This window comes from Kordiimonas aquimaris (assembly GCF_025574485.1).
GTDB lineage: Bacteria > Pseudomonadota > Alphaproteobacteria > Sphingomonadales > Kordiimonadaceae > Kordiimonas > Kordiimonas aquimaris.
In genome coordinates, this window is record NZ_JAOBPO010000002.1 from 95122 (window position 1) to 114371 (window position 19250).

The 19250-nt window shown below is 46.8% G+C and carries 18 protein-coding genes; 6 read left to right on the plus strand and 12 right to left on the minus strand.

What is annotated here, in order from left to right:
* Nucleotides 1-3: 3 nt before the first annotated feature.
* Nucleotides 4-1422, minus strand: a complete 1419-nt coding sequence (cysG, locus tag OEU88_RS06195; RefSeq protein WP_262694264.1) for a siroheme synthase CysG — start codon at nucleotides 1420-1422, stop codon at nucleotides 4-6.
* Between the two features lie 409 nt (nucleotides 1423-1831).
* On the opposite strand from cysG, the gene OEU88_RS06200 reads away from it, so the two are divergent.
* From OEU88_RS06200 to OEU88_RS06215, 4 genes are all read left to right on the plus strand, one after another.
* Nucleotides 1832-2881 (plus strand): glycosyltransferase, encoded by a 1050-nt coding sequence (locus tag OEU88_RS06200; RefSeq protein ID WP_262694265.1) that lies wholly within the window; start codon nucleotides 1832-1834, stop codon nucleotides 2879-2881.
* A 149-nt stretch (nucleotides 2882-3030) separates the two neighbouring features.
* On the plus strand, nucleotides 3031-3516 hold the full coding sequence (locus tag OEU88_RS06205) for a hypothetical protein (RefSeq protein ID WP_262694266.1): 486 nt from the start codon (nucleotides 3031-3033) through the stop codon (nucleotides 3514-3516).
* Between the two features lies 1 nt (nucleotide 3517).
* Nucleotides 3518-3727: a helix-turn-helix transcriptional regulator gene (locus OEU88_RS06210; RefSeq protein WP_394805234.1), complete on the plus strand. Its 210-nt coding sequence runs from the start codon at nucleotides 3518-3520 to the stop codon at nucleotides 3725-3727.
* Nucleotides 3728-3787: 60 nt separating this feature from the next.
* Nucleotides 3788-4033, plus strand: coding sequence for a hypothetical protein (locus tag OEU88_RS06215; protein WP_262694268.1), 246 nt, complete (start codon nucleotides 3788-3790; stop codon nucleotides 4031-4033).
* Between the two features lie 79 nt (nucleotides 4034-4112).
* Here the strand turns inward: OEU88_RS06215 and OEU88_RS06220 are convergent, their stop codons facing one another.
* The 7 genes from OEU88_RS06220 to OEU88_RS06250 form a co-directional block, all read right to left on the minus strand.
* Nucleotides 4113-5519 carry a M20/M25/M40 family metallo-hydrolase gene (locus OEU88_RS06220; protein WP_262694269.1) on the minus strand — a complete coding sequence of 469 codons (1407 nt, stop codon included), beginning with the start codon at nucleotides 5517-5519 and terminating at the stop codon, nucleotides 4113-4115.
* Nucleotides 5520-5578: 59 nt separating this feature from the next.
* On the minus strand, nucleotides 5579-6520 hold the full coding sequence (locus OEU88_RS06225) for an MBL fold metallo-hydrolase (RefSeq protein ID WP_262694270.1): 942 nt from the start codon (nucleotides 6518-6520) through the stop codon (nucleotides 5579-5581).
* Between the two features lie 16 nt (nucleotides 6521-6536).
* Complete coding sequence (locus OEU88_RS06230; protein ID WP_262694271.1) at nucleotides 6537-7022, minus strand: MarR family winged helix-turn-helix transcriptional regulator; 486 nt, start codon at nucleotides 7020-7022, stop codon at nucleotides 6537-6539.
* A 110-nt stretch (nucleotides 7023-7132) separates the two neighbouring features.
* A complete protein-coding gene (locus OEU88_RS06235) occupies nucleotides 7133-9253 on the minus strand; it encodes a prolyl oligopeptidase family serine peptidase (RefSeq protein ID WP_262694272.1) in 2121 nt (706 codons plus the stop codon).
* Between the two features lie 62 nt (nucleotides 9254-9315).
* The gene (gloB, locus tag OEU88_RS06240) at nucleotides 9316-10092 is read right to left on the minus strand and encodes a hydroxyacylglutathione hydrolase (RefSeq protein ID WP_262694273.1); all 777 of its coding nucleotides are present in this window, start codon (nucleotides 10090-10092) and stop codon (nucleotides 9316-9318) included.
* Between the two features lie 114 nt (nucleotides 10093-10206).
* The gene (locus OEU88_RS06245; RefSeq protein WP_262694274.1) at nucleotides 10207-11577 is read right to left on the minus strand and encodes an FAD-binding oxidoreductase; all 1371 of its coding nucleotides are present in this window, start codon (nucleotides 11575-11577) and stop codon (nucleotides 10207-10209) included.
* A 59-nt stretch (nucleotides 11578-11636) separates the two neighbouring features.
* The gene (locus OEU88_RS06250) at nucleotides 11637-12491 is read right to left on the minus strand and encodes a trypsin-like serine peptidase (protein ID WP_262694275.1); all 855 of its coding nucleotides are present in this window, start codon (nucleotides 12489-12491) and stop codon (nucleotides 11637-11639) included.
* 941 nt (nucleotides 12492-13432) lie between these two features.
* On the opposite strand from OEU88_RS06250, the gene OEU88_RS06255 reads away from it, so the two are divergent.
* A complete protein-coding gene (locus tag OEU88_RS06255) occupies nucleotides 13433-15571 on the plus strand; it encodes a TonB-dependent siderophore receptor (RefSeq protein ID WP_262694276.1) in 2139 nt (712 codons plus the stop codon).
* Between the two features lie 156 nt (nucleotides 15572-15727).
* On the opposite strand, the gene OEU88_RS06260 is transcribed toward OEU88_RS06255, so the two are convergent.
* The 4 genes from OEU88_RS06260 to folE all read right to left on the minus strand — a co-directional run bounded on the left by OEU88_RS06260 (nucleotide 15728) and on the right by folE (nucleotide 18481).
* On the minus strand, nucleotides 15728-15973 hold the full coding sequence (locus tag OEU88_RS06260; RefSeq protein WP_262694277.1) for a hypothetical protein: 246 nt from the start codon (nucleotides 15971-15973) through the stop codon (nucleotides 15728-15730).
* Nucleotides 15970-17217, minus strand: a complete 1248-nt coding sequence (locus OEU88_RS06265; RefSeq protein ID WP_262694278.1) for a Y-family DNA polymerase — start codon at nucleotides 17215-17217, stop codon at nucleotides 15970-15972. Before OEU88_RS06265 ends, OEU88_RS06260 begins: the two co-directional genes overlap by 4 nt.
* A gap of 124 nt (nucleotides 17218-17341) precedes the next feature.
* Nucleotides 17342-17761, minus strand: a complete 420-nt coding sequence (gene hisI, locus OEU88_RS06270; protein ID WP_262694279.1) for a phosphoribosyl-AMP cyclohydrolase — start codon at nucleotides 17759-17761, stop codon at nucleotides 17342-17344.
* Nucleotides 17762-17851: 90 nt separating this feature from the next.
* A complete protein-coding gene (gene folE, locus OEU88_RS06275; protein WP_262694280.1) occupies nucleotides 17852-18481 on the minus strand; it encodes a GTP cyclohydrolase I FolE in 630 nt (209 codons plus the stop codon).
* Between the two features lie 278 nt (nucleotides 18482-18759).
* Between folE and OEU88_RS06280 the strand changes: the two genes are divergently transcribed.
* Nucleotides 18760-19182, plus strand: a complete 423-nt coding sequence (locus OEU88_RS06280) for an iron-sulfur cluster assembly scaffold protein (RefSeq protein ID WP_262694281.1) — start codon at nucleotides 18760-18762, stop codon at nucleotides 19180-19182.
* The last annotated feature ends 68 nt before the right edge of the window (nucleotides 19183-19250 follow it).

Here is a 19250-nt window from a genome sequence, read left to right on the forward strand (position 1 = left end):
CCTTTAAGCGCTCACTGCTTGCAGCAGTGGTTCATATTCATTTAAATTCAGGTCGCGGGCGCACTGCACCACATCACCTATCAATAATAATGCCGGGCTCTTCACCGCATTTTCCGAGACGACATCAGGGAGGGTTTCGAGCGTTCCATAAAAACGACGTTCGTTGGCACGTGTACCATTTTCAACGACAGCAACAGGTGTGTTTGATGCAACACCTTCGCCTATTAAGCCGGCTGAGATGCGCGGCGCACCTTTTACACCCATATAAATAGCGAGCGTTTGACCTTCGCCGGATAGGCGTGCCCAGTCTTTGAAAGCGCCGTCCTGCAAGTGGCCTGTTACCAGCGTGAGGCTTGATGAGTGGGCACGGTCAGTCATGGGAATTTGTGCGCTGGCCGCAATACCTTGAAAGGCGCTAATGCCAGGAACGATTTCAACGTGGATGTCCTCTTTGCGTAGTGCATCAAGCTCTTCGCCTGCGCGAGCAAACAATAAGGGGTCACCACCTTTTAATCTTACAACGCGACGCCCAGCCAATGCTTCACGGATGAGAATTTCATGGATGCCTTCCTGGCCAACACCGTGTTCACCTTCGCGCTTGCCAACAAAGATAAGATCGGCATCACGCCGTGCGAGGGAGAGAACATCGCGGCTAACGAGACGGTCATAAACAATAACGTCTGCCTGCTGTAGCGCACGATGTGCTTTGATGGTCAATAGGTCAGGATCACCTGGCCCAGCACCGACAAGCTGAACTTGACCCACTGTTGCGCCGACGCGGTGGTTGCGAGCTGCCTCAACAACCAGTTTTTCGACGTCATTCTGGTTCATATCTGCATATGTGCCTGCGTTATCATACAGGCGATCCCAAAACAGGCGACGACGGGTGCCGTCCGGTATTAGTGTTTTAATTCTGCCGCGCACGTTACCCGCTGCAGCAGCAAGTACGCCGAGCGAAGGAGGAAGCAAGCGCTCGAGGCTACTACGCAGGCGGCGCACAAATACAGGTGCAACACCGCCAGACGAGAAAGCCACTTGCAGCGGGCCACGTGCAAACTGTGCGGGGGTTATGAAGTTACTTTTTGCAGGTTTATCGATTACGTTAACGGACATCTTGCGTGTTGTAGCAAGGCGGAGCACACGCTCTTCCGTTATGTCATCTTCAACGCCAATATAAACGAGAGTTTTGTCATTGAGGTCATCATTCGTAAAGGGGCGGTCTTGAACAGATAACGCAGCATTACCGGTGATGTCATCGGTTAAGCCGGCAGCGGAAGCGGCTTCCTGTGTGCCGTGTCCTACCAATGTGATGCGTATACCCGTGTTGAGAAACAACGCAACCTTCGCCATCGCCGCGGATGTTGCGCCAACAATCAGGATATGATGTTTTTCTGCCGTAAGAAAAACGGGAATATGTGTCATGGCCCTCTACTCCTTCGTGCGCTTTCATTGGGCGCACTGTTTCCACCAACAGGAAACAATCCAACGCTGTCTTACCTATGAGGTGGAATGCAATTCTACAAGTGAGAAGATATTAGGCTATAAAGTAGAAAAATTTTCCTCAAATGATCACACAATAACGTGAAAGAGAAATTTAATTCTAATTTAGGTGAGCGATTGTAACTATGTGTTTCTTCGGGTTAAGTTTAATGGAACGCTGTACCACTGGTTTGATCGTCTGCGAAAATATGACTTATACAGATTATTATGTGATGGGTTTATATAAGCTTATGCTCGATTGAACGGAGCACACTATTGTTCAGGCGCGAGAAACAGTGCATAGTTTTATGGCACAGTATCTAGCATGTGTTGCAATAGATTAAGGCCTGAGATGCGATTACCCTGGAGACTCGAAAACCAAGTAAATAAGATTGACCTTGCTGCAAGATACGCTGTCGCTAGATTGTTAACCCCAAGAAAAAAGAGAGAAGTCTCTATTCAGTTTGTTTGTGGTTTTCATGGACAAACAGGGGGGCCGGAAGCTGTTGCATCTATCGCCAATATGCTGTCAGCACAATATGATGTCTCTTTTCAACTTGGCGCTACCAGCAATTTTAATCGCTGGCTCTCCAGGTCTGTGAAGCGAAGCCGGCACATTAATATGGATGCAGACCTCTATATTTGTGACCGCGCGACAGATGAAGGAATATTAAAAAAAATAGCTTCTTCTGAAAAGCCAATTATTGCGACAATTCACGGCCTGCCTTTTTCTTTACATGCTTTAAGTGAAGATAGAGCTTTTAACATATTCAAGTATGCACAGTATTCTCACTTTGTATCGAAGTTTCAGGAAAGCCAATATGCTTCTCACAAAGCTGAATCGACAAGCTTCGTAATTTCAAATCCTTGTATCAATTTATATCAAAACGATTGGTCTGAACGGACTTATACATCATCAGTTGGTATGGTTGGTTATTTCAACAGGGCGGGGAAAAATATTGTTGGTAACTTGGCAGCCGTTGGTGGTTCTGAGGCTAAAGAGATACTTGTCTGGGGTAATTGCGATGTTCAATCAAAAGATAAGCGGGTTAAATTCAAAGGCTTCAGCGGCAATCAAAAAAGGATTTTTAACTCGTTTGATGTTTTCATATCGCTAAGTAAGGATGAAACTTTTGGTTTGTCTGTTGCTCAGGCTCTGAGTGCTGGCAAAGAATGTGTGTTGTCTAATATACCCGCACATGTTGCCTTTTCCGAATGTCCCGGCGTTACGATTGTTGATACTGATGATTATGATGCAGCCTCCACTGCATTAAATGCCGCTTTACATAGAAAAGCAGAGAATCGACAGGTTATTCATAACTTTTGGGCTGAACGTTTTTCTAGCGATGTCATTGCTGATTTGTGGTGTCGTAAAATTCGGGCAGTAAAAGAAAAACTGTAAAACTATTACTGTGGAACAATTTGGTTTTATTCACGAGGCACAATTGTTGGGCTTGACATGATACATATGCATACCTATATGTAACCTCAAGGTATCAAAGTGGCAATTAAACGTGTCATGCTGATATGTTTGATTAATAGGGTGATGTAATGTTTCATAGTGATGAGTCTCACGCTCAACTTTACGATAAATTCCTAAATCGCATTGCGTTAGGTTTGTTAATCGTTGCCTTTAGCCTTGGCGTTGACTGCATGCGTTATTTTGTAGAACTTGAGGTCGGTGAAGCTTTGCGCTATGTGCGCAGGGGTATGACAGTTCTGCTTTTTATCGTAGTGTTGCCTACTTTTATTAAAGTGATGATGCTTCGTTTTAAAAACAGAACCGCTTGCCAAGAGCCTGAGAGTTTCATTGTTGATATATACAAAAATGCCAGTGTCCATGGTTTTACTGCAACAATGTTGATGTTGCTCACGGCGCAGGTGATTGTGGGACCTGACGTGGGCGTATTGCCAACCGAATTTTTTATTAAAGTAATATTAGGTGGTGGATTTCTGGCTGTTGCCATTTCATTTTTTGTTCAGCAACGCGGATCAGATGATGATGAATCCGAGTGCGACAATATAGAAATGCAATAGAATGAGCGGTGCCTTGGATAACCGAATTCGTGTGTTTCGTGCAGAACATCGCCTTAGCCAAAGTGAGCTTGCCGATGCCATAGGTGTTTCCCGTAAAACAATCAGCACTATAGAAGTAGGGCGGTTTACGCCGTCTACAGTTATTGCGCTAAAGTTGGCGCGTTATTTTAACGTGCCTGTAGAAGAAATTTTTTCGCTAAGCGAGAAATAAAACGAGGCAAAATGCCCGAGTAACGACAGAAAAGGCCTTTGAGCCAAAAGGAGAAGAGATATGAACAACGTTGAGAATGGAAAAGTGAGAAATCGAAACACTGCCGGACACGCATTGATCTGGGCGGCTTTGATGATTGCGTCAGCGCTCGTAATCAAAGACGAGAAAGCTGCCAGTAGTATGCTTTTTCTCTTGTTTGCTGGATGGACAGGAACAGTGGTTATGAATGGTGGTTTCAGGCAAGCTATGGCATGTGAAGCTGCACTTTTTCGCAGAATTCTTGGGCGTGATACTTCTGCAAAGTAAATGGCAACGCCGTAATAGGTTAACAATACCTCACTAACTAAAAGGGCGGCTTATGCCGCCCTGTTTTTCTTTGTCTGACCTATCCTGCGATGGCTTTCAGTAGCACATACCAGTGCGCGAGGTTGTCATAGAAAGTTTGCACCAAAATGCGTTCGTTAAGGCCATGTGCATTAGTGTCGTTTGGTTTTGAGTACCCGCCGTTTACACCGTAACTTGGAATGCCAGCGGCTCTGAAGTGCATACCGTCCGTACCGCCGGATGACATAGACGGAATAATCTCGAGGCCCGGGAATTTATTATCTACAGCCTTCTGTAAGGCGACAAGAACATCCTCACGCAGCGGCGAAGGGTCTGTTTCCGTTGGGTCTGATATCATGTTGAAAATAACGCCATCATTGCCGACAACCTCTTTGAGGGTAGCCTCGGTTGCTGCGACACCCACACCTGGGAAAATGCGGCAGTTAACAGTAGCAGTTGCTGATTGCGGCAATGCGTTTTCTGCGTGCCCGCCGCGTAGCATTGTTGCGACGCATGTCGTGCCCGTTGTGCCAACATATGATGGGTTTGAACGCAGTGTCTTGATCGCCCATGCATCAGTTGGGTCGTTAGCAAATTGCACCATGGCCTTGCCAGTATCACCGGGTGTTTTTGCACCTGTCCCGCGGAAGTATGTACGCGTTAATTCATTATAACGCACAGGAAATTTGTGATCTTGAATTTTCGCCAGTGCTGCAGCCAGTTCATAAATAGCATTGTCATCACGCGGGCGACTTGAGTGGCCACCAGAATTGTTAACTGTCAACTCCCAAGTAGCGTAAGTCTTCTCAGCGGCTTGCATGCTGAAGTTCGCAGGTGTGCCGCCGTTTGTTGGCAGTGTTGCGCCGCCTGCATCAGCATTGAGTACAAATTCGCTATCTGTCAGATTGCGGAATTCATTAACAAGCGCACGTGTTGACAACATGCCCGTTTCTTCATCGCCAGAAAATGCGATGATTAGATCACGGTTCGGTACCCAGCCTTCAGCTTTTAGGCGCAAGAAGTTTGCTGTGACAGCTGTCATGCCGAGCTTGTCGTCAGCCGTGCCACGACCAAAGAAATAACCATCTTCCTGTATCAGTGTGAAGGGGTCACGGACCCAATCTCTAGGGTCTGCTTCAACCACATCCATATGAGCAGAGATGCTAACCGGTTTTTTGCCTGACGAACCATCGCCGTGGTAGCGTACGATAAGGCCAGCTGTGCCGCCCGTTTCGAAAACATGAATATCTTCTTTGGCAAATCCACCTTTTTCAAATTCGCCAGCCAAATAGCGCGCAAGCTTGGGCGTTTCGCCGTGGTTTGCTGTGGACTTCATTTCGACAGCAGTTTTGTATATCTCAAATGCTTTTGCGCCGAACGGCATGTCTGGATTTGCGTCTTCGGCACCAATTTGTGGTGCAACAAGCAGCGCAACAACGGCTGCGCTGGTTATGATTTTTTTGAACATTATCTACCCCTCTGATTTCTTTGCCGAGACTGTAGCGTGCTCACCCTCAAGCGCAAATGTTAATTTGCGCACCAGTCAGGTGGTGTTTTACCTTGTGGATTTTCAGGGATAGGGAACAGGGTGAAATTGTCGTAAACTTCAACCCGCGGCAATGACAGCATCTTGTTTGTGCCAGCCTGAACTTGCGTAATAACGGAAGAAGGTAGCTCAATTAGACGCTCATTACTGCGTTTGCTGTCACCACTGTTATATGATTTGCCAGGTGTTTGTGACAATTCAATGTGCGCACCCATAACCCAGCTTATGTTACGTGTAGCAGCGAAATCTGCAACACGGTCAATAGATGCTTTGTATTCTTGTACATTGTTACACCTGAAATACAGACGCCCTGGATAGATGACATCACCACTGAACAACAAGCGAGTGTCTCGGTCAAAGACCATCACATGGCTATCTTGGTGGCCAGGGGTGGGTATTATATCAACAGTGCGGTTGCCGAGATCATATTGCCCAATATCTTTGGGCCAGCTTCCCACACCAAAAAATGCGGCGATTGCTTCAGGCTCTTTACCAACGACCTTTGTGTTTGGGCGGTCCTGAAACTGATCATCTGCTGCAACATGGTCGCCGTGAGCGTGCGAATGCATCACGGTTAGTGCGATTGGTTTTCCGTTTTCTTTTTCACGGGCAGTAATCTGTGCATCGATGAAAGCACGAAGATCGATGCCTCCTGCACCAGTGTCGATTAGCAGCGCCTTTTCGGTGCCGAAAAGCAAATACATGAAGGGTGCTTCAAAATTGGTTTTCAACGACTGCCTAATAACAAATGTGTTGGCATCATATGATTGCATTTGTAGTGGAGGTTCGTTGTTGTTGATGCCAGCATTCCAGCGTTCAGCAAATATGGTTGATGTTTCACCGTCTTCGTATGAGGCGTTTGCGCAAGCATTTAAGCTTGCTCCTGCAAAGATTATTAATGATAGCTGTCGTAGCGTTTTCATGGGTTTTCCTTTTTGTTTATTGTTTTTTCAGGTCATTTATTCTGGAAAGCAGTGATTTTTTCTTCAGCGCATTCATGGCGCGCATAGCGATGGTGGAGAGATTAATATCTATCTCATTGTACAAGTGTTCAAATGCGAGCGCAGCCTCAGCAAGGCGCTTGTCCAAGGTGTTAAATTCATGGTTGCCCTTAACGGTGAGTGCGATTATTTTACGTCTCCCGTCTTTCGGGTCGTCGAGCCTTTGCAGAAGGTCGAGACTGATCAGTAACTCAATGCGCTGCGTTACAAGCTGATGCGGTTGGTTCAGCTCCTTCGCAATGTCCGCAGCAGATATCTTCTCGCGTTCACCAATAAGTAACACTGTTGAAACGGCACGTGGTGGCAGTGTTAGGCCTGCGTCTTCCAATAATGCGACACCTTGGTCATTGATCAGGTCGGTAAGGCGCGTCATCTGGTTGGCTGCGAAAGCACCACTGCGCGGATGTGTATCAACATAAGTCATGCATTTTGCCTTTATACAATTAATTGTACAATTAATTGTATAAATATATTTGTCAAGCTAACATTGACTTTTAACCGTTAGATTCTTCCATGTTGAATTACAGGGCGAGACTAATTGCTGAGTTTTCGAAGGGCATACACCGCTTGAAGCGCGTCTGTGTAGGCACGTTGCTTCAGGTTTGCTGCTGCCGAATGCCCGCCTTCTGTATTTTCATAATAAATGACCGGGTTATCAAATTCCATCAGTCGCGCAGTCATCTTGCGTGCATGGCCCGGATGCACACGGTCATCTTTAGTAGAAGTGTATATGAACATTTCAGGGTAGGCAGTGTCTGCGTTCATGTTTTGATAAGGAGAATAAGCGCGGATGTATGCGCGCTCCACGGCATCGTCCGGGTCACCGTATTCACCCATCCAGGACGCGCCGGCAAGCAGTGTATGGTAACGCATCATGTCGAGGAGGGGCACCGCGCATATTACAGCATTAAACAAGTCAGGCCTCTGTGTCACTACAGCACCTACAAGCAAGCCACCATTTGACCCGCCGCGAATGCCGAGGTTTTTAGGTTTGGTTAAGCCGCTGTCAATAAGGTTTTCTGCGACCGCAATGAAGTCACCAAATGCTTTTTGCCGGTTTTCCTTAAGCGCAGCCTGATGCCATGCGGGTCCAAATTCGCCGCCACCTCTGATGTTCGCCACCACATATGCACCGCCATTTTCAAGCCATAACTTGGAAAAACCGGTTAAGTAATTTGGGGTTAATGAAATTTCAAAACCGCCATATCCATAGAGCATTGTTGGTGTTGTGCCGTTCATATCTGTGTTGGTTTTTCGGACCACGAAGTAAGGTATTTGCGTACCATCTTTACTAGTAGCGAATTTCTGTTCGGTCATCAGTCCTTCCGCCTCAAATCGGGCAGGGAGAGATTGTACAGGCATAGGGGCGCTATCGCGCTCAGTTACATAAAGTGTATCTGGTTGTATGAAGCTTTCATAATTGAAGAATGCAGCGTCAGACCATTCGTCTGCACTAATAATGCTTAGCGCACCGTTGGTTGGCATATTCAGGTCTGAAACATCCCAGCCTGTGTTGGAAGGTTTTGCGGCTAGTAGTTTGCCTGCAACGTTATCAAGCACGCTAATAAAAACCCTGTCTTTTCCTATTTTGACGGACTCAATCGCGCTGGTTTCATCTGGCTCGTACAGGATGTTTAAGCTTGAGGCTGGAAATCCAGAAACGGCATCAACAATATTTACAGAAACGAGTGAGCCTGCTGCTACTGATTTATCACCGATGGTCCAGGCCTTCCGTGCAATGAAAACAACATCGTTGTAGAAAAAGCCTTGAAAGCTAATGTCACGAGGCAAATTAAGTTTTTGCATTTCTTCATTTTCAATATCCAACACGTGTATAACTTCAGTAAAGAAATCAGGCGCTTGAACAACGCCAATGTAGGTACCGTCATTACGGTGGCTGGCAAATGGAAAGCTGCCTACATCTTCCTGATTACCTTCATGTACAAGTCTTGCCGATGAGAGAGGGCGCCCGCGTTTCCATATCTTTACTTGATTGGCATACCCTGAAGTTGTCATTGTCTCGGCACCATAATCAGTACCAATAAGCACTGTATTTCGGTCTATCCAAACCACTTCCTGTTTGGCTTCAGGTGTTTCAAACCCGCCAGCAACAAAGCGCTTCATTACAGCGTCATATTCTCGCGTAACAACAGCGTCGCCGCCACCACGTGAAAGCTCCACCAAACAATTTCCAAAATCAGGGCCGAGGCATTTTCGGCCTTTTAAAACCCAGTTTTCACCTTCGTCTTTAGCAACTTGGTCAAGGTCCATGATTGTGATCCAGCGGGGCTCACCAGACCGGTATGACTTTAATGATGCACGCCGCCATATGCCGCGAATATTTTCGTCGTCCTGCCAGAAATTGTGAACTGAACCGCCGAGTAATTGACCATATGCAATTTTATCTTTGGCATTATAGTCGCGCAGAGCGCTTGTTTGCAGGGCATTAAAACGCTCATCGCCTTCAAGTAACTGCGTTGAATGCTTGTTGCGGACCTCAACCCATGCCAGCGCGTCTTCGCCTTCAACTTCTTCCAGCCAGATATAGGGATCATTGTCTTGTGCTTTTGCCATAGGGGTAACCAATGTTGATAAAGTGATTGCCGTGCCGAGTGTGCATGCAAGAAGAGGGTTGTTTCTAAGGGCGACTGTCATTGATAAATCTCCTTCTTGCAGATGTAATAAATGCGTATCTATGCTAAGCGATACAGGTACCTTTAGAAGCTGTCTTTTCGTGCACGAATGTCAGCAAAAACTGCTGGAATCGGTGCGCCAATTAAACCGACGGTTTCCTGAATGCTCTCGCTCATTGGGCGCAGAAACGGGTTGGTTGCTTTTTCAAGGCCAATTGTTGTCGGTACGGTTGGTTTGCCAGCGGCGCGCATAGCTTCCACGTCCTGCATGCGCTGTGTTAAGGCTGTGTTTTGAGGGTCAACCGTTAACGCAAACTTGCCATTGGAAAGCGTATATTCATGCGCACAATACACCTGTGTTTCATCAGGCAACTGCATAAGTTTTGACAGTGATCCCCACATATCTTCAGGCGTGCCTTCAAACAAGCGTCCACAGCCCATTGCAAATAGTGTGTCGCCGCAAAATAGCGCCTGTTCGCTGCTGAAATGATATGCAATATGTCCGGTGGTGTGGCCAGGGACGAAAATAACGTCAGCAGCAACATCCCCCAAATGAACCTTGTCGCCTTCACCGACGGCGATATCAATGCCGGGGATGCGGTCGCGGTCGGCTGCGGGGCCGATAATTTTGAGGTTAAAGCGTTCTTTCAGTGCCACATTGGCCCCTACATGATCCCAGTGGTGATGGGTGTTGAAAATGTGAGTGGGTTGCCATCCACGCGCATCAAGCGCTTCAACGGTTTCGTCTTCCAGCGCAGGATCAATGATTGCCGTTTCTCCAGACACCGGGTCATGGATAAGAAACAGGTAATTATCCTGCAAAACAGGAATTTGCGCAATTTTCAGTGATTGTGTACTCATAATATCCCCTAAGTCAGAACCATTATAGCTAGTGCTACTGTGGTGGGCGAGTCAGAAAAATTAAATGAAATTTATGTTTAGATGAAAACTGTACCGTATGCAGAGGGCGTGTGCTTAGGGTGTAAATATTTTACCCGGATTCATAATGCCTTTGGGGTCAAGTGCTGTTTTGATACTGCGCATAAGGGGCAGGGTATCTGCCTTTTCCCACTCAAGAAATTTTTGTTTACCGATACCAATGCCGTGCTCGCCTGTCGCGGTGCCGTCCATATTAATGGCCCGGCGCATCATGCGGGCATTCAGATCGTCGGCCAGTTGCATATCGATAGGGTTTTCCGGGTCTACTAGAATAATAGAATGGAAATTGCCATCCCCAACATGACCGAGCATTGTTGCTGTCACACCAGCCTCTTCTAAATCTATTCTGGTTTCTTCCATACAAGCGGCAAGGTTCGATATGGGGACGCAGGCATCGGTTGTTACAACATGTTTGCCCGGCGCCATTGCTTTGGTCGCATAATAAAGTTGATGGCGCGCATGCCATAGTTTGTTGATATCTTCTTGAGCGCTGGCAAAAGTAATATCACTGCCGCCAAATTCGCCAGCAATGTCACGGAAAGATGCAATTTGTTCACTAACAGACACTTTAGCACCCGTGAACTCCAGAAATAATGTGGGTTGCTCTGCGTAGCCAAGTTTGCTGTATGCGTTCACTGCTTTCATGGAGAAGGTGTCCATTAGCTCAATCCGCGAGATGGGCAACCCCATTTGAATGCTGGTAATTGCTGTATCCACTGCATCTTTCACCGAGCGGAAAGAACAAATGCCAGCGCTGATAGTTTCAGGTATGCCGTAAACTTTAAGGCTGGCTTCTGTGACAATGCCCAGCGTTCCTTCAGCGCCTATAAACATATGTGTCAGATCATATCCCGCCGCTGATTTGCGCGCACGTGTACCGGTTTCCACAATATCACCTGCAGCGGTCACAACCTGCAAAGACAACACCTGTTCACGCATGGTGCCGTATCGCACAGCATTTGTCCCTGATGCCCGGGTTGAAATCATGCCGCCGATTGTGCAATTGGCGCCGGGGTCAACTGGCATGAAAACGCCATCGCTCCTGATGTAATCATTCAGAGCCTTGCGGGTAATGCCGGTCTGGACGCGTACATCAAGGTCAGCGCTGTTCACTGATAAAACTTGATTCATCTCGGTCATATCAATGGATAGGCCGCCTTTGACCGCGAGCACATGTCCCTCAAGCGATGTACCGGCACCAAATGGAATAACCGGCATATCGTGTGCCGCACATATCTTAACCGCTTGCGCTACGGCTTCTGTGGTGTGCGGGTATAATACGGCGTCAGGCAGACGCGGCGCGTGGGAGCTTTCGTCCTGACCATGTGCTTGGCGCGCTGCATCACTAGTTATAATGCGTTCGCCGAAATAAGCTCTTAGCGCGTTTATAGCAGCTACATAGGCCATGAAGTCTCTCCCTGTTATGGTGAGCTTAGCTTGCTGTGATGCTATCGTGAAGGGTGATTTTACGGTGCAGGGCTATCGTTTATAGTTGTCAGGCGATCATTGTAGGCAAGTGTTGACAACCCAATGCCGGAGACTTTCCCATTAATGTTTGCAGCGGCAGTTTGAATGCCAACTACAGTCCACCCAGTTTCCCTTTTCCGTAAGATTGGACCACCAGAATCGCCCTTAATTGCAATGCAGGTGGTAAAGAGGATATGGCCGCGATTTGCTGTGGCATTGATGCTGCAATCTTCTTCCAGAGATAACACATGCGCGCGGTCACCGGGGTAACCGGCAGTTGTGATCTTTTTGTTCACAAGTGTGCTTAATACTTGTTTCGTTGTTTGTGACTTTTCACCAGCGAGCGGTGTGTTAGCTTCGATCTTGGGAACGGCTAAAAAACCAAGCTCTGAGCCTAGTGGTTTTTCCAGAACCAGTAGCGCCCAATCATGCGGTAGGTTGTTGCGTGATGCACCTGCCTCGCCATTAAAACGATTACCGTAAATGTAGCGCTTTACTTTTGAATGGCCTTGATATTCGCCTTTGGAATAACCTGCAACAAAATGGACGATACCTGGCACCACCATTTTGCGTTCGCCTTTTGAAAACATGCAATGCGCCGCCGTTAGCACAATGTCTTTAGCAATCAATGTGCCGGTGCAATGGGCTCGCCCGCCAATATTTACGCGCCCAATCGAGCGCCAAGGGTCTTGCTCACTGTTGACTGAACGTCGATGAAAGCTTGTGACATTGTTTTTAGGGAAGGCGTTCTTGGGTAAATCTTTGCGAATGTGTTGTGCTGTGGTTGGTGTTGTTACCGATAGAAAAATTATTGAAGCAATGATAATGCTATGTTGCAGGGTATTTTGGAGCATAAAATTGAACGCTTTTTTCATTACTGCCGTTTTACCCGATACATACTAATAATTTTGATCTTGATCACACTTCTAAAACATTGTTCGGCATTTGACTATGCCGTTTCAGTGAAATTTCAAAAATGCTAATTGCTATACGCCCCAGTTAAAAAGGCAGATCACATATGTGATCTGCCAAGTGTCTAAGAGGATCGTTAGTAAACCCATTATGGGGTTTGGTTCTTCGCTGTCGTATTAGGAGTATTTGTCGCTTGCTTGATAATAGGCATTGCTAATCGTTGCTTAGAAGCATTGAGCGGCTAATGGAGGTGATTTTGCGATGAAATGTTATTTAATAACATTATGCAGTGTTGGAATGCTCTACGTTGCCGTTATAAAACTAAACCAAGGTTAACTTGCCGTTCATTGCTTTATTCGCGAAGCAAGGTTATAAGATATTGGATGGGGAAAAGATTACAAAGGATGGATGGGAAGGCGGCGAAGTATTTGCTATTGTTGGCCTTTTGTGCCTTTATTTTTGCACAAATTTCTCTCGTAAACGCTCATCTTAATCACGATCACCCGATCAATGTTCAAACGAATTGTGACATTTGTCTCGTTAAAGATCGTGTTGACGTATTTGCTGCCTTTTTCCCTCCTAAATTCGTCCCAGTTGTTTCAAATTCATACAAAAAGTTGTTTTTGTGGTTCCGGATTTTTGAACCTCATCAACCTTTTGTGCCACCGTCGCGTGGCCCCCCAGCATTTAAATCACAACTTCCCTAACCTGATTTGTGATCAGCCCAAAATTGGACTGATCGGCTGATCTGCGGCTCTATCTTATGGTTAAGCTACTCTTGGAATGCGCGTTGTCGTCATTCTGCTGTACACACCTATGCCCGTTTTGCCGACTATCAGCGTTATAGAACACGCACTTTTGAGGTGCATGATGAAGAGAAATTATGATGACACCAAAACGGATACTAAGACAGACTTTAATGCTGGCTCTATTTAGTAGTACTTTCCTGAGTGCTGGATCTGCACAAAACTCCGATAATACCTCAGATGATGATATTGAAGAGATAATAATAGAGGGAGATCGAAGCTATTATCTGAGAAATACAACAGCGGTTGGTAGTCGTTTCCCTGTTTCTGCTCTCGATATTGCTCAATCAATTCAGTTAATACCAGGCGACCTCATACAGTCGCAGGGAGCCATTCACATATCTGACGCGTTGGCTAACATCTCAAGTGGCTCAACTAACCGTGGCATCATAGGTACCTATAGCCCTTATCGTATTCGCGGTCAGGATGCGGCCCTTATCGTTAACGGTAACAGGAATCGTTTTTATAGTTTGGAATATGGTTTGCACACCATTGAACGCCTGGAGGTGTTGAAAGGACCAGCTTCAACCTATTACGGTGTGCAAAGTGCTGGCGGTCTGGGCGGTGTGATTAATCTGGTCACCAAGAAACCAAAGTATGAGTTTGCAGCTGAAGCAGGCATACGGGTTAGTGATCAAGGTGCTCGTATAGGCTGGATTGACCTTACTGGGCCGATAGGCGATGGCACTGGTTTTGCTTTTCGATTGCTGTCGGATATTGAACGGTCAGACACATTTGTGGATAACGGTTTTATTGATCGTGAGGGTGTTGCGGGCTCGATCAAGTATGATGCCGGTAATGCTTTCCGGTTCTTGATCGAAGGCGACTTTCGAAACCAGCGAACGCCGTTTCATGTCGGACTGCCTTTGCGCGGGACTATTCAATCTTTGGATGATATTAGGCTGCCGCGTTCATTTGATATCGGTGAACCGGATCTGCCCGATTCAGATTTTGCCAATGGCAATGGACACCGATATAACAATCGCATGATCACGTTCACACCTGAACTGGATCTAAATGAAGACTGGATGCTGAGAGGTACTGTTAGGTATCAAACCCGAGACATTGTGGAGAATTTTGCTTTTCCGCTTGGTTTGCGAGAAGACAACCGGACACTGGGTCGTCTTTTGTGGATTTATCCAGAAAATGATGATGAGGTTTTTGGGGTTTTGGACCTTTTAGGTAGCTTCATGCTAGGCGGTTTGGAACACAAGGTAGTCTTTGGAGCGGATTATGGATCCTTTAGAGCAGAGTCAGAAGACTTTGTCTTTGGCAGCCTTGCCCCAATTAACATTGCAAACCCTGTGTATGGCGTGCAGCCGACAGATGTCGCATCTATCGGTTTTACCAATTATTACAGTGAACTTGATACCACAGCATTGTATGGAAACGTGTTATTTTCTCTATCCGATAAACTGACCTTGTCAGCAGGTGTTCGATATGATGACCTGGATCAGGAAACAGACTGTGATGCCTGTGATTTCGCAGAAGCGGATATAGATAGGGTTTCGCCGAGAGTGGGGTTGACCTTTGACGTCAATGAAGGGGTGGTTTTGTTTGCTGGTTGGGGCGAGGCCATCAGCCCTCAACTGCCGACGGCAGGAGTGAGTCAATATATCCCCGAAACTTCTGAGCAATTCGAGTTTGGTTTGAAACTGGCTCTGGAGCAGGTCACTGGTACGATTTCGTTCTTCCAACTGGAACGAGATGGCATCTCTTTGAACGACCCATTGACATTTTTACCCAATTTTATCGGCGCACAACGAACGCGTGGTGTTGACGCTGACCTTGCCATTCAGGCAACGCCTCAATGGGCAATCTTGGCCAACTACGCCTACATTGATAACGAAACGACGGCAGATCAGTTTACACCAACCAATGTAGGTAATCGTTTGCCTGGCGTAGCTGTACATTCTGGTCGAGTTTGGACAAACTACCGTATTGACGAAGGACCGCTGCGTGGTCTGTCGATACAGGGAGCTGTCACCTTTGCCTCAAATCGGGCAGGCGATGTTTCCAATAGTTATTTTGTTGGTGCTTACACTCTAGTTGATTTGGGTTTGCAATATGAACTTACGGAGACGGTGCTATTGCAGCTTAACGCTAGAAACTTATTAGACAAGCGATATTTCAATCCTGGTACAGGCTTTAATGAAGGTTTCGTCACACCTGGTGCACCAGCGACTGTACTGGCCTCTATCGCTGTAAATTTCTAGTACGTTCAAGGAGGAGTGGGAGTTGCGACCTCCCATTCCTTGATCAAGGCTTGCTAGCCGCGGCCCAAATTTAATTTTTCACATTAGCCGGAGCTAAGTTTTGTAACATTAAAACCTTTTATGGTCAGGTACATCTTCAAAAAGGGCCATTAGTATTTATCCCAATCCGCCAACAAAATGATGCTTTGGTTTGATAATGAGAGGGGTAATTATAACCTTATGCTTCTTGCATGCAAGGCAAACCAGCATGTGTTCCGTTTCGTCCAGATACATACGTGCATGCGTATCGGTATGTTGCAGCAGATCAGCAGGTTCTGTGTACCAACCATAATTGCATGCTTTGCATTGCAGTCGAAACCGGTAACCTTCAGTATAGTCACCTAATTGTAAGGCATAGCTCACCAAAAATCCTCCATTTCCGGTACGCGCCCAAACGCAATTTTGCCGCCAGCATAACCACCGGGCGGAGGTGTCCATGGCCCCATGCTGACAAGTGTTTTGGCATTGTTTTTATTAACGGCATCAATGGCCGCACAAACAGAAGACCATTTGCGTCTCATCGGATCATCTTGGTTAAACATATCAAACTGTTGCGCACTGACAGGGCGTATATGGTATAGTGCGACATTAAGGCGTTTTATCCGCGATGAAGGCGGCAGATCTGCTTTTGCTTTTTGCCAAAGGGTTGTTAATGCTTTAACTGCGGCTTGATCATCATTGGCGCCGCCAACATGTGTTTCGCCGAACCATCGGTCATCTTTCAGGCGCAACCATAGACCAAAGGTGTTAGCGAGGTATGCTTCACCGCGCAAACGGCGTGCTGCTTTTATAGTTAAAAGCCTTGCAGCATTAAACGCATTATCAAAGTCTCGCCATTCAGGTGGCAATACGCGGCCATGGCCAAACATGGCGCGCTGTGTTTGTTCTGCCTGAACATCATAACCGCGCAGTGCATACCAAAACCGCTCGCCGGTTACATTGCCCCATAAGGCGCGTAATTGCTTTGGTTGTGTGCGCCACAATGCTTCAACGGTATTGATGTTTGCATCCATTAAACGATTTTTCATTCGGCCACCAATGCCGGGCAGGGCGCTAATGGGCAATGTGAGTAAGCGGTCAGGTAAATCTTCAGGCCTTAGTATAGTGAGGCCATCGGGTTTATTCATATCAGCTGCGATTTTGGCCAGCTGCAGGTTGGGCGCCATACCGATTGAGCAGGTTATGTAATCGCCGATGTTCTCTCTGATGCGGCGTTTTATTCGATCGGACAGGGCTTGTGGGTTAGCAATATCTTTTGGTTCCAGGCGGCAACACATTTCGTCAATGCTGCATATAACATCAATGGGTATTTCCTGTTCTACTAGCAAACATAATTTTCTATGTGCCCGTTCGTAAAGATCTGGTGACTGTGCAACCAATTCAATGTTTGGACAGGCGCGCCGTGCATCTACAACAGACATGCCGGTTTTAACGCCTTTGAGCTTGGCTCTATGATTTGCGGCTATCACACATGTGCCTGTGTTGGTGTTGAATGGTGTAACACCAATGGGCATGCCGCGCAGGCGCGGGCGTGCCTGTTCTTCGACACCGGCAAAAAAACCGTCAAAGTCCAGAAATAATCGTTCAATGGTGTCCGGTTTTCTCATTACGTTGCGACTCAATTAATTACATCACGCAATGAGAACAAATAGTGAACAATAAGTAAAGCTGTAACTGATGCAATTACTCTATGCATCAAAGGAAAGTAACCGTTTCAACGGTTATTTTTGATTATACCTCTAAGAGTTCTATTGTGCTTTTGTCGCTGATTGTTTCGCCGACAGGGATACGGCGATAAAAACAAGTTGGATGTCCCACGTGGCAACATTTCCCGCCTTGCTGTTCAACCACTAGCCACAAGCTGTCCTGATCACAGTCAGTACGGAAATCTTTCACAACCTGCAGCTCGCCGGATGTTGCACCTTTGTGCCACAGTTCCTGTCGTGAGCGGCTGTAATAGTGCGCTTCGCCGGTCTCAATGGTCTTTTCGATCGCTTCCGCGTTCATCCATGCTTGCATCAAGGCCTTGCCAGAGCTGGCGCATGTGGTGAACACCGGTATCAGGCCGCGTTCATCAAACCTGGGCGCAAACTCAAGTCCGTTTTCAACGGCGTTACGGTCTGAGCGGTTAGCAAACTGAATTTTTGTCATGATGAAAACCTTTATGGCTATGCAGCAAAAATAAAGCGGCATACTCATGTGAATATACCGCTTCATCAAGTGTTATATTGAAAGTTCACTTTAACCGCGGATCAAATCCCAAAACCGGCGCTCTTGATCGGCTTCCTTGAATACACCGCGGAACTGGCGTGTGATGGTATACACACCGTCATGTTTCACGCCGCGGCATGTCATGCATTGGTGTGTGGCGTCCACCACTACGGCAACACCTTTGGGTTTCAGGTGTGTTTCAATGGCATCAGCAATTTGTGCTGTCATGGTTTCCTGCGTTTGCAGGCGGTTTGCAAATGCCTCAACGGTGCGTGCCAGCTTGCTAATACCCACGACGCTGCCGTTTGGCATATAGGCAACGTGTGCTGTGCCTTGTACCGGCACCATATGATGCTCGCAGTGGCTTTCCACTTTTATGCCGCGCAGCACGACCATGTCGTCATAACCGGCTACTTCATCAAAAGTGCGGGCCAGTATTTCTGCGGGATCTTTGGTGTAACCACTGAAAAATTCTTCGTAGGCTTTGGCAACACGCTTGGGTGTGTCAAGCAAGCCTTCTCTTGTTGGGTCATCGCCTGCCCATCTGATGAGGGTGCGAACCGCGGCTTCGGCCTCTGCCCTTGTGGGGCTTTTGGCAGCTTCCTGCGGGATTACCTTCAGTTCAGAGCAGTTATCTGCCCTTTCAAGTACGGCATCCATTCGGATTTCCTTTCTAAATATACTTACACGATTATTAAAGCGTCAGTATATTGATGTTTAAAGTCACTTTATTGTTCCCGTATTTCTCAAATTTATCTTTCGATCCAGTTTGTCACACACAGGAAACATGTGTTGATATGGTTAGATTAAAGGATTAATCAAGTTTCTTGCAAGCTTGCATGGCCTAACGTTTCTGTTAGTCGCCTTGTTTTTGCTAGCTAGGTTAATACGTATTACAGGGGCTATTGGATGTTTGGCCGGCGAAGAAAAGTGGCATAATGAGCGAACTGTATAACAAAGATATCTTGCGGTGGACGACCCGTATTCCGCACCACACGCGTCTTCAACCCGCAGATGTGTCTGTTGTCAAAACCAGCCGTATTTGCGGTAGTCAGCTGACACTGGATGTCTGCTTTGCAGATGATCAAATCACCATGTTTGGCCAGCAGGTAAAAGCGTGTGCCTTGGGGCAAGCATCAGCGGCAATTGTCGGGCAACATATCATTGGCCTTACAGCCAGTGAGCTAGCGGATATCAATGTGCGGTTTACTGCAATGGTGGAGACAGGCGTTGCAGATTTCCCTGATAAATGGGCTGATCTATCGCTTTTAGCACCAGTGCATGAACACCCTGGCCGGCGTGGCAGCGTAATGCTGCCGTTTGAGTGCCTTGAGGCAGTGTTCAGGCAGGCAACTATCTGAATATTGAAGGATCAGGCTTTACCGTGGCTGATTGACTTGACGTGGGTCAAGGTGGTGCGTTTTCCATG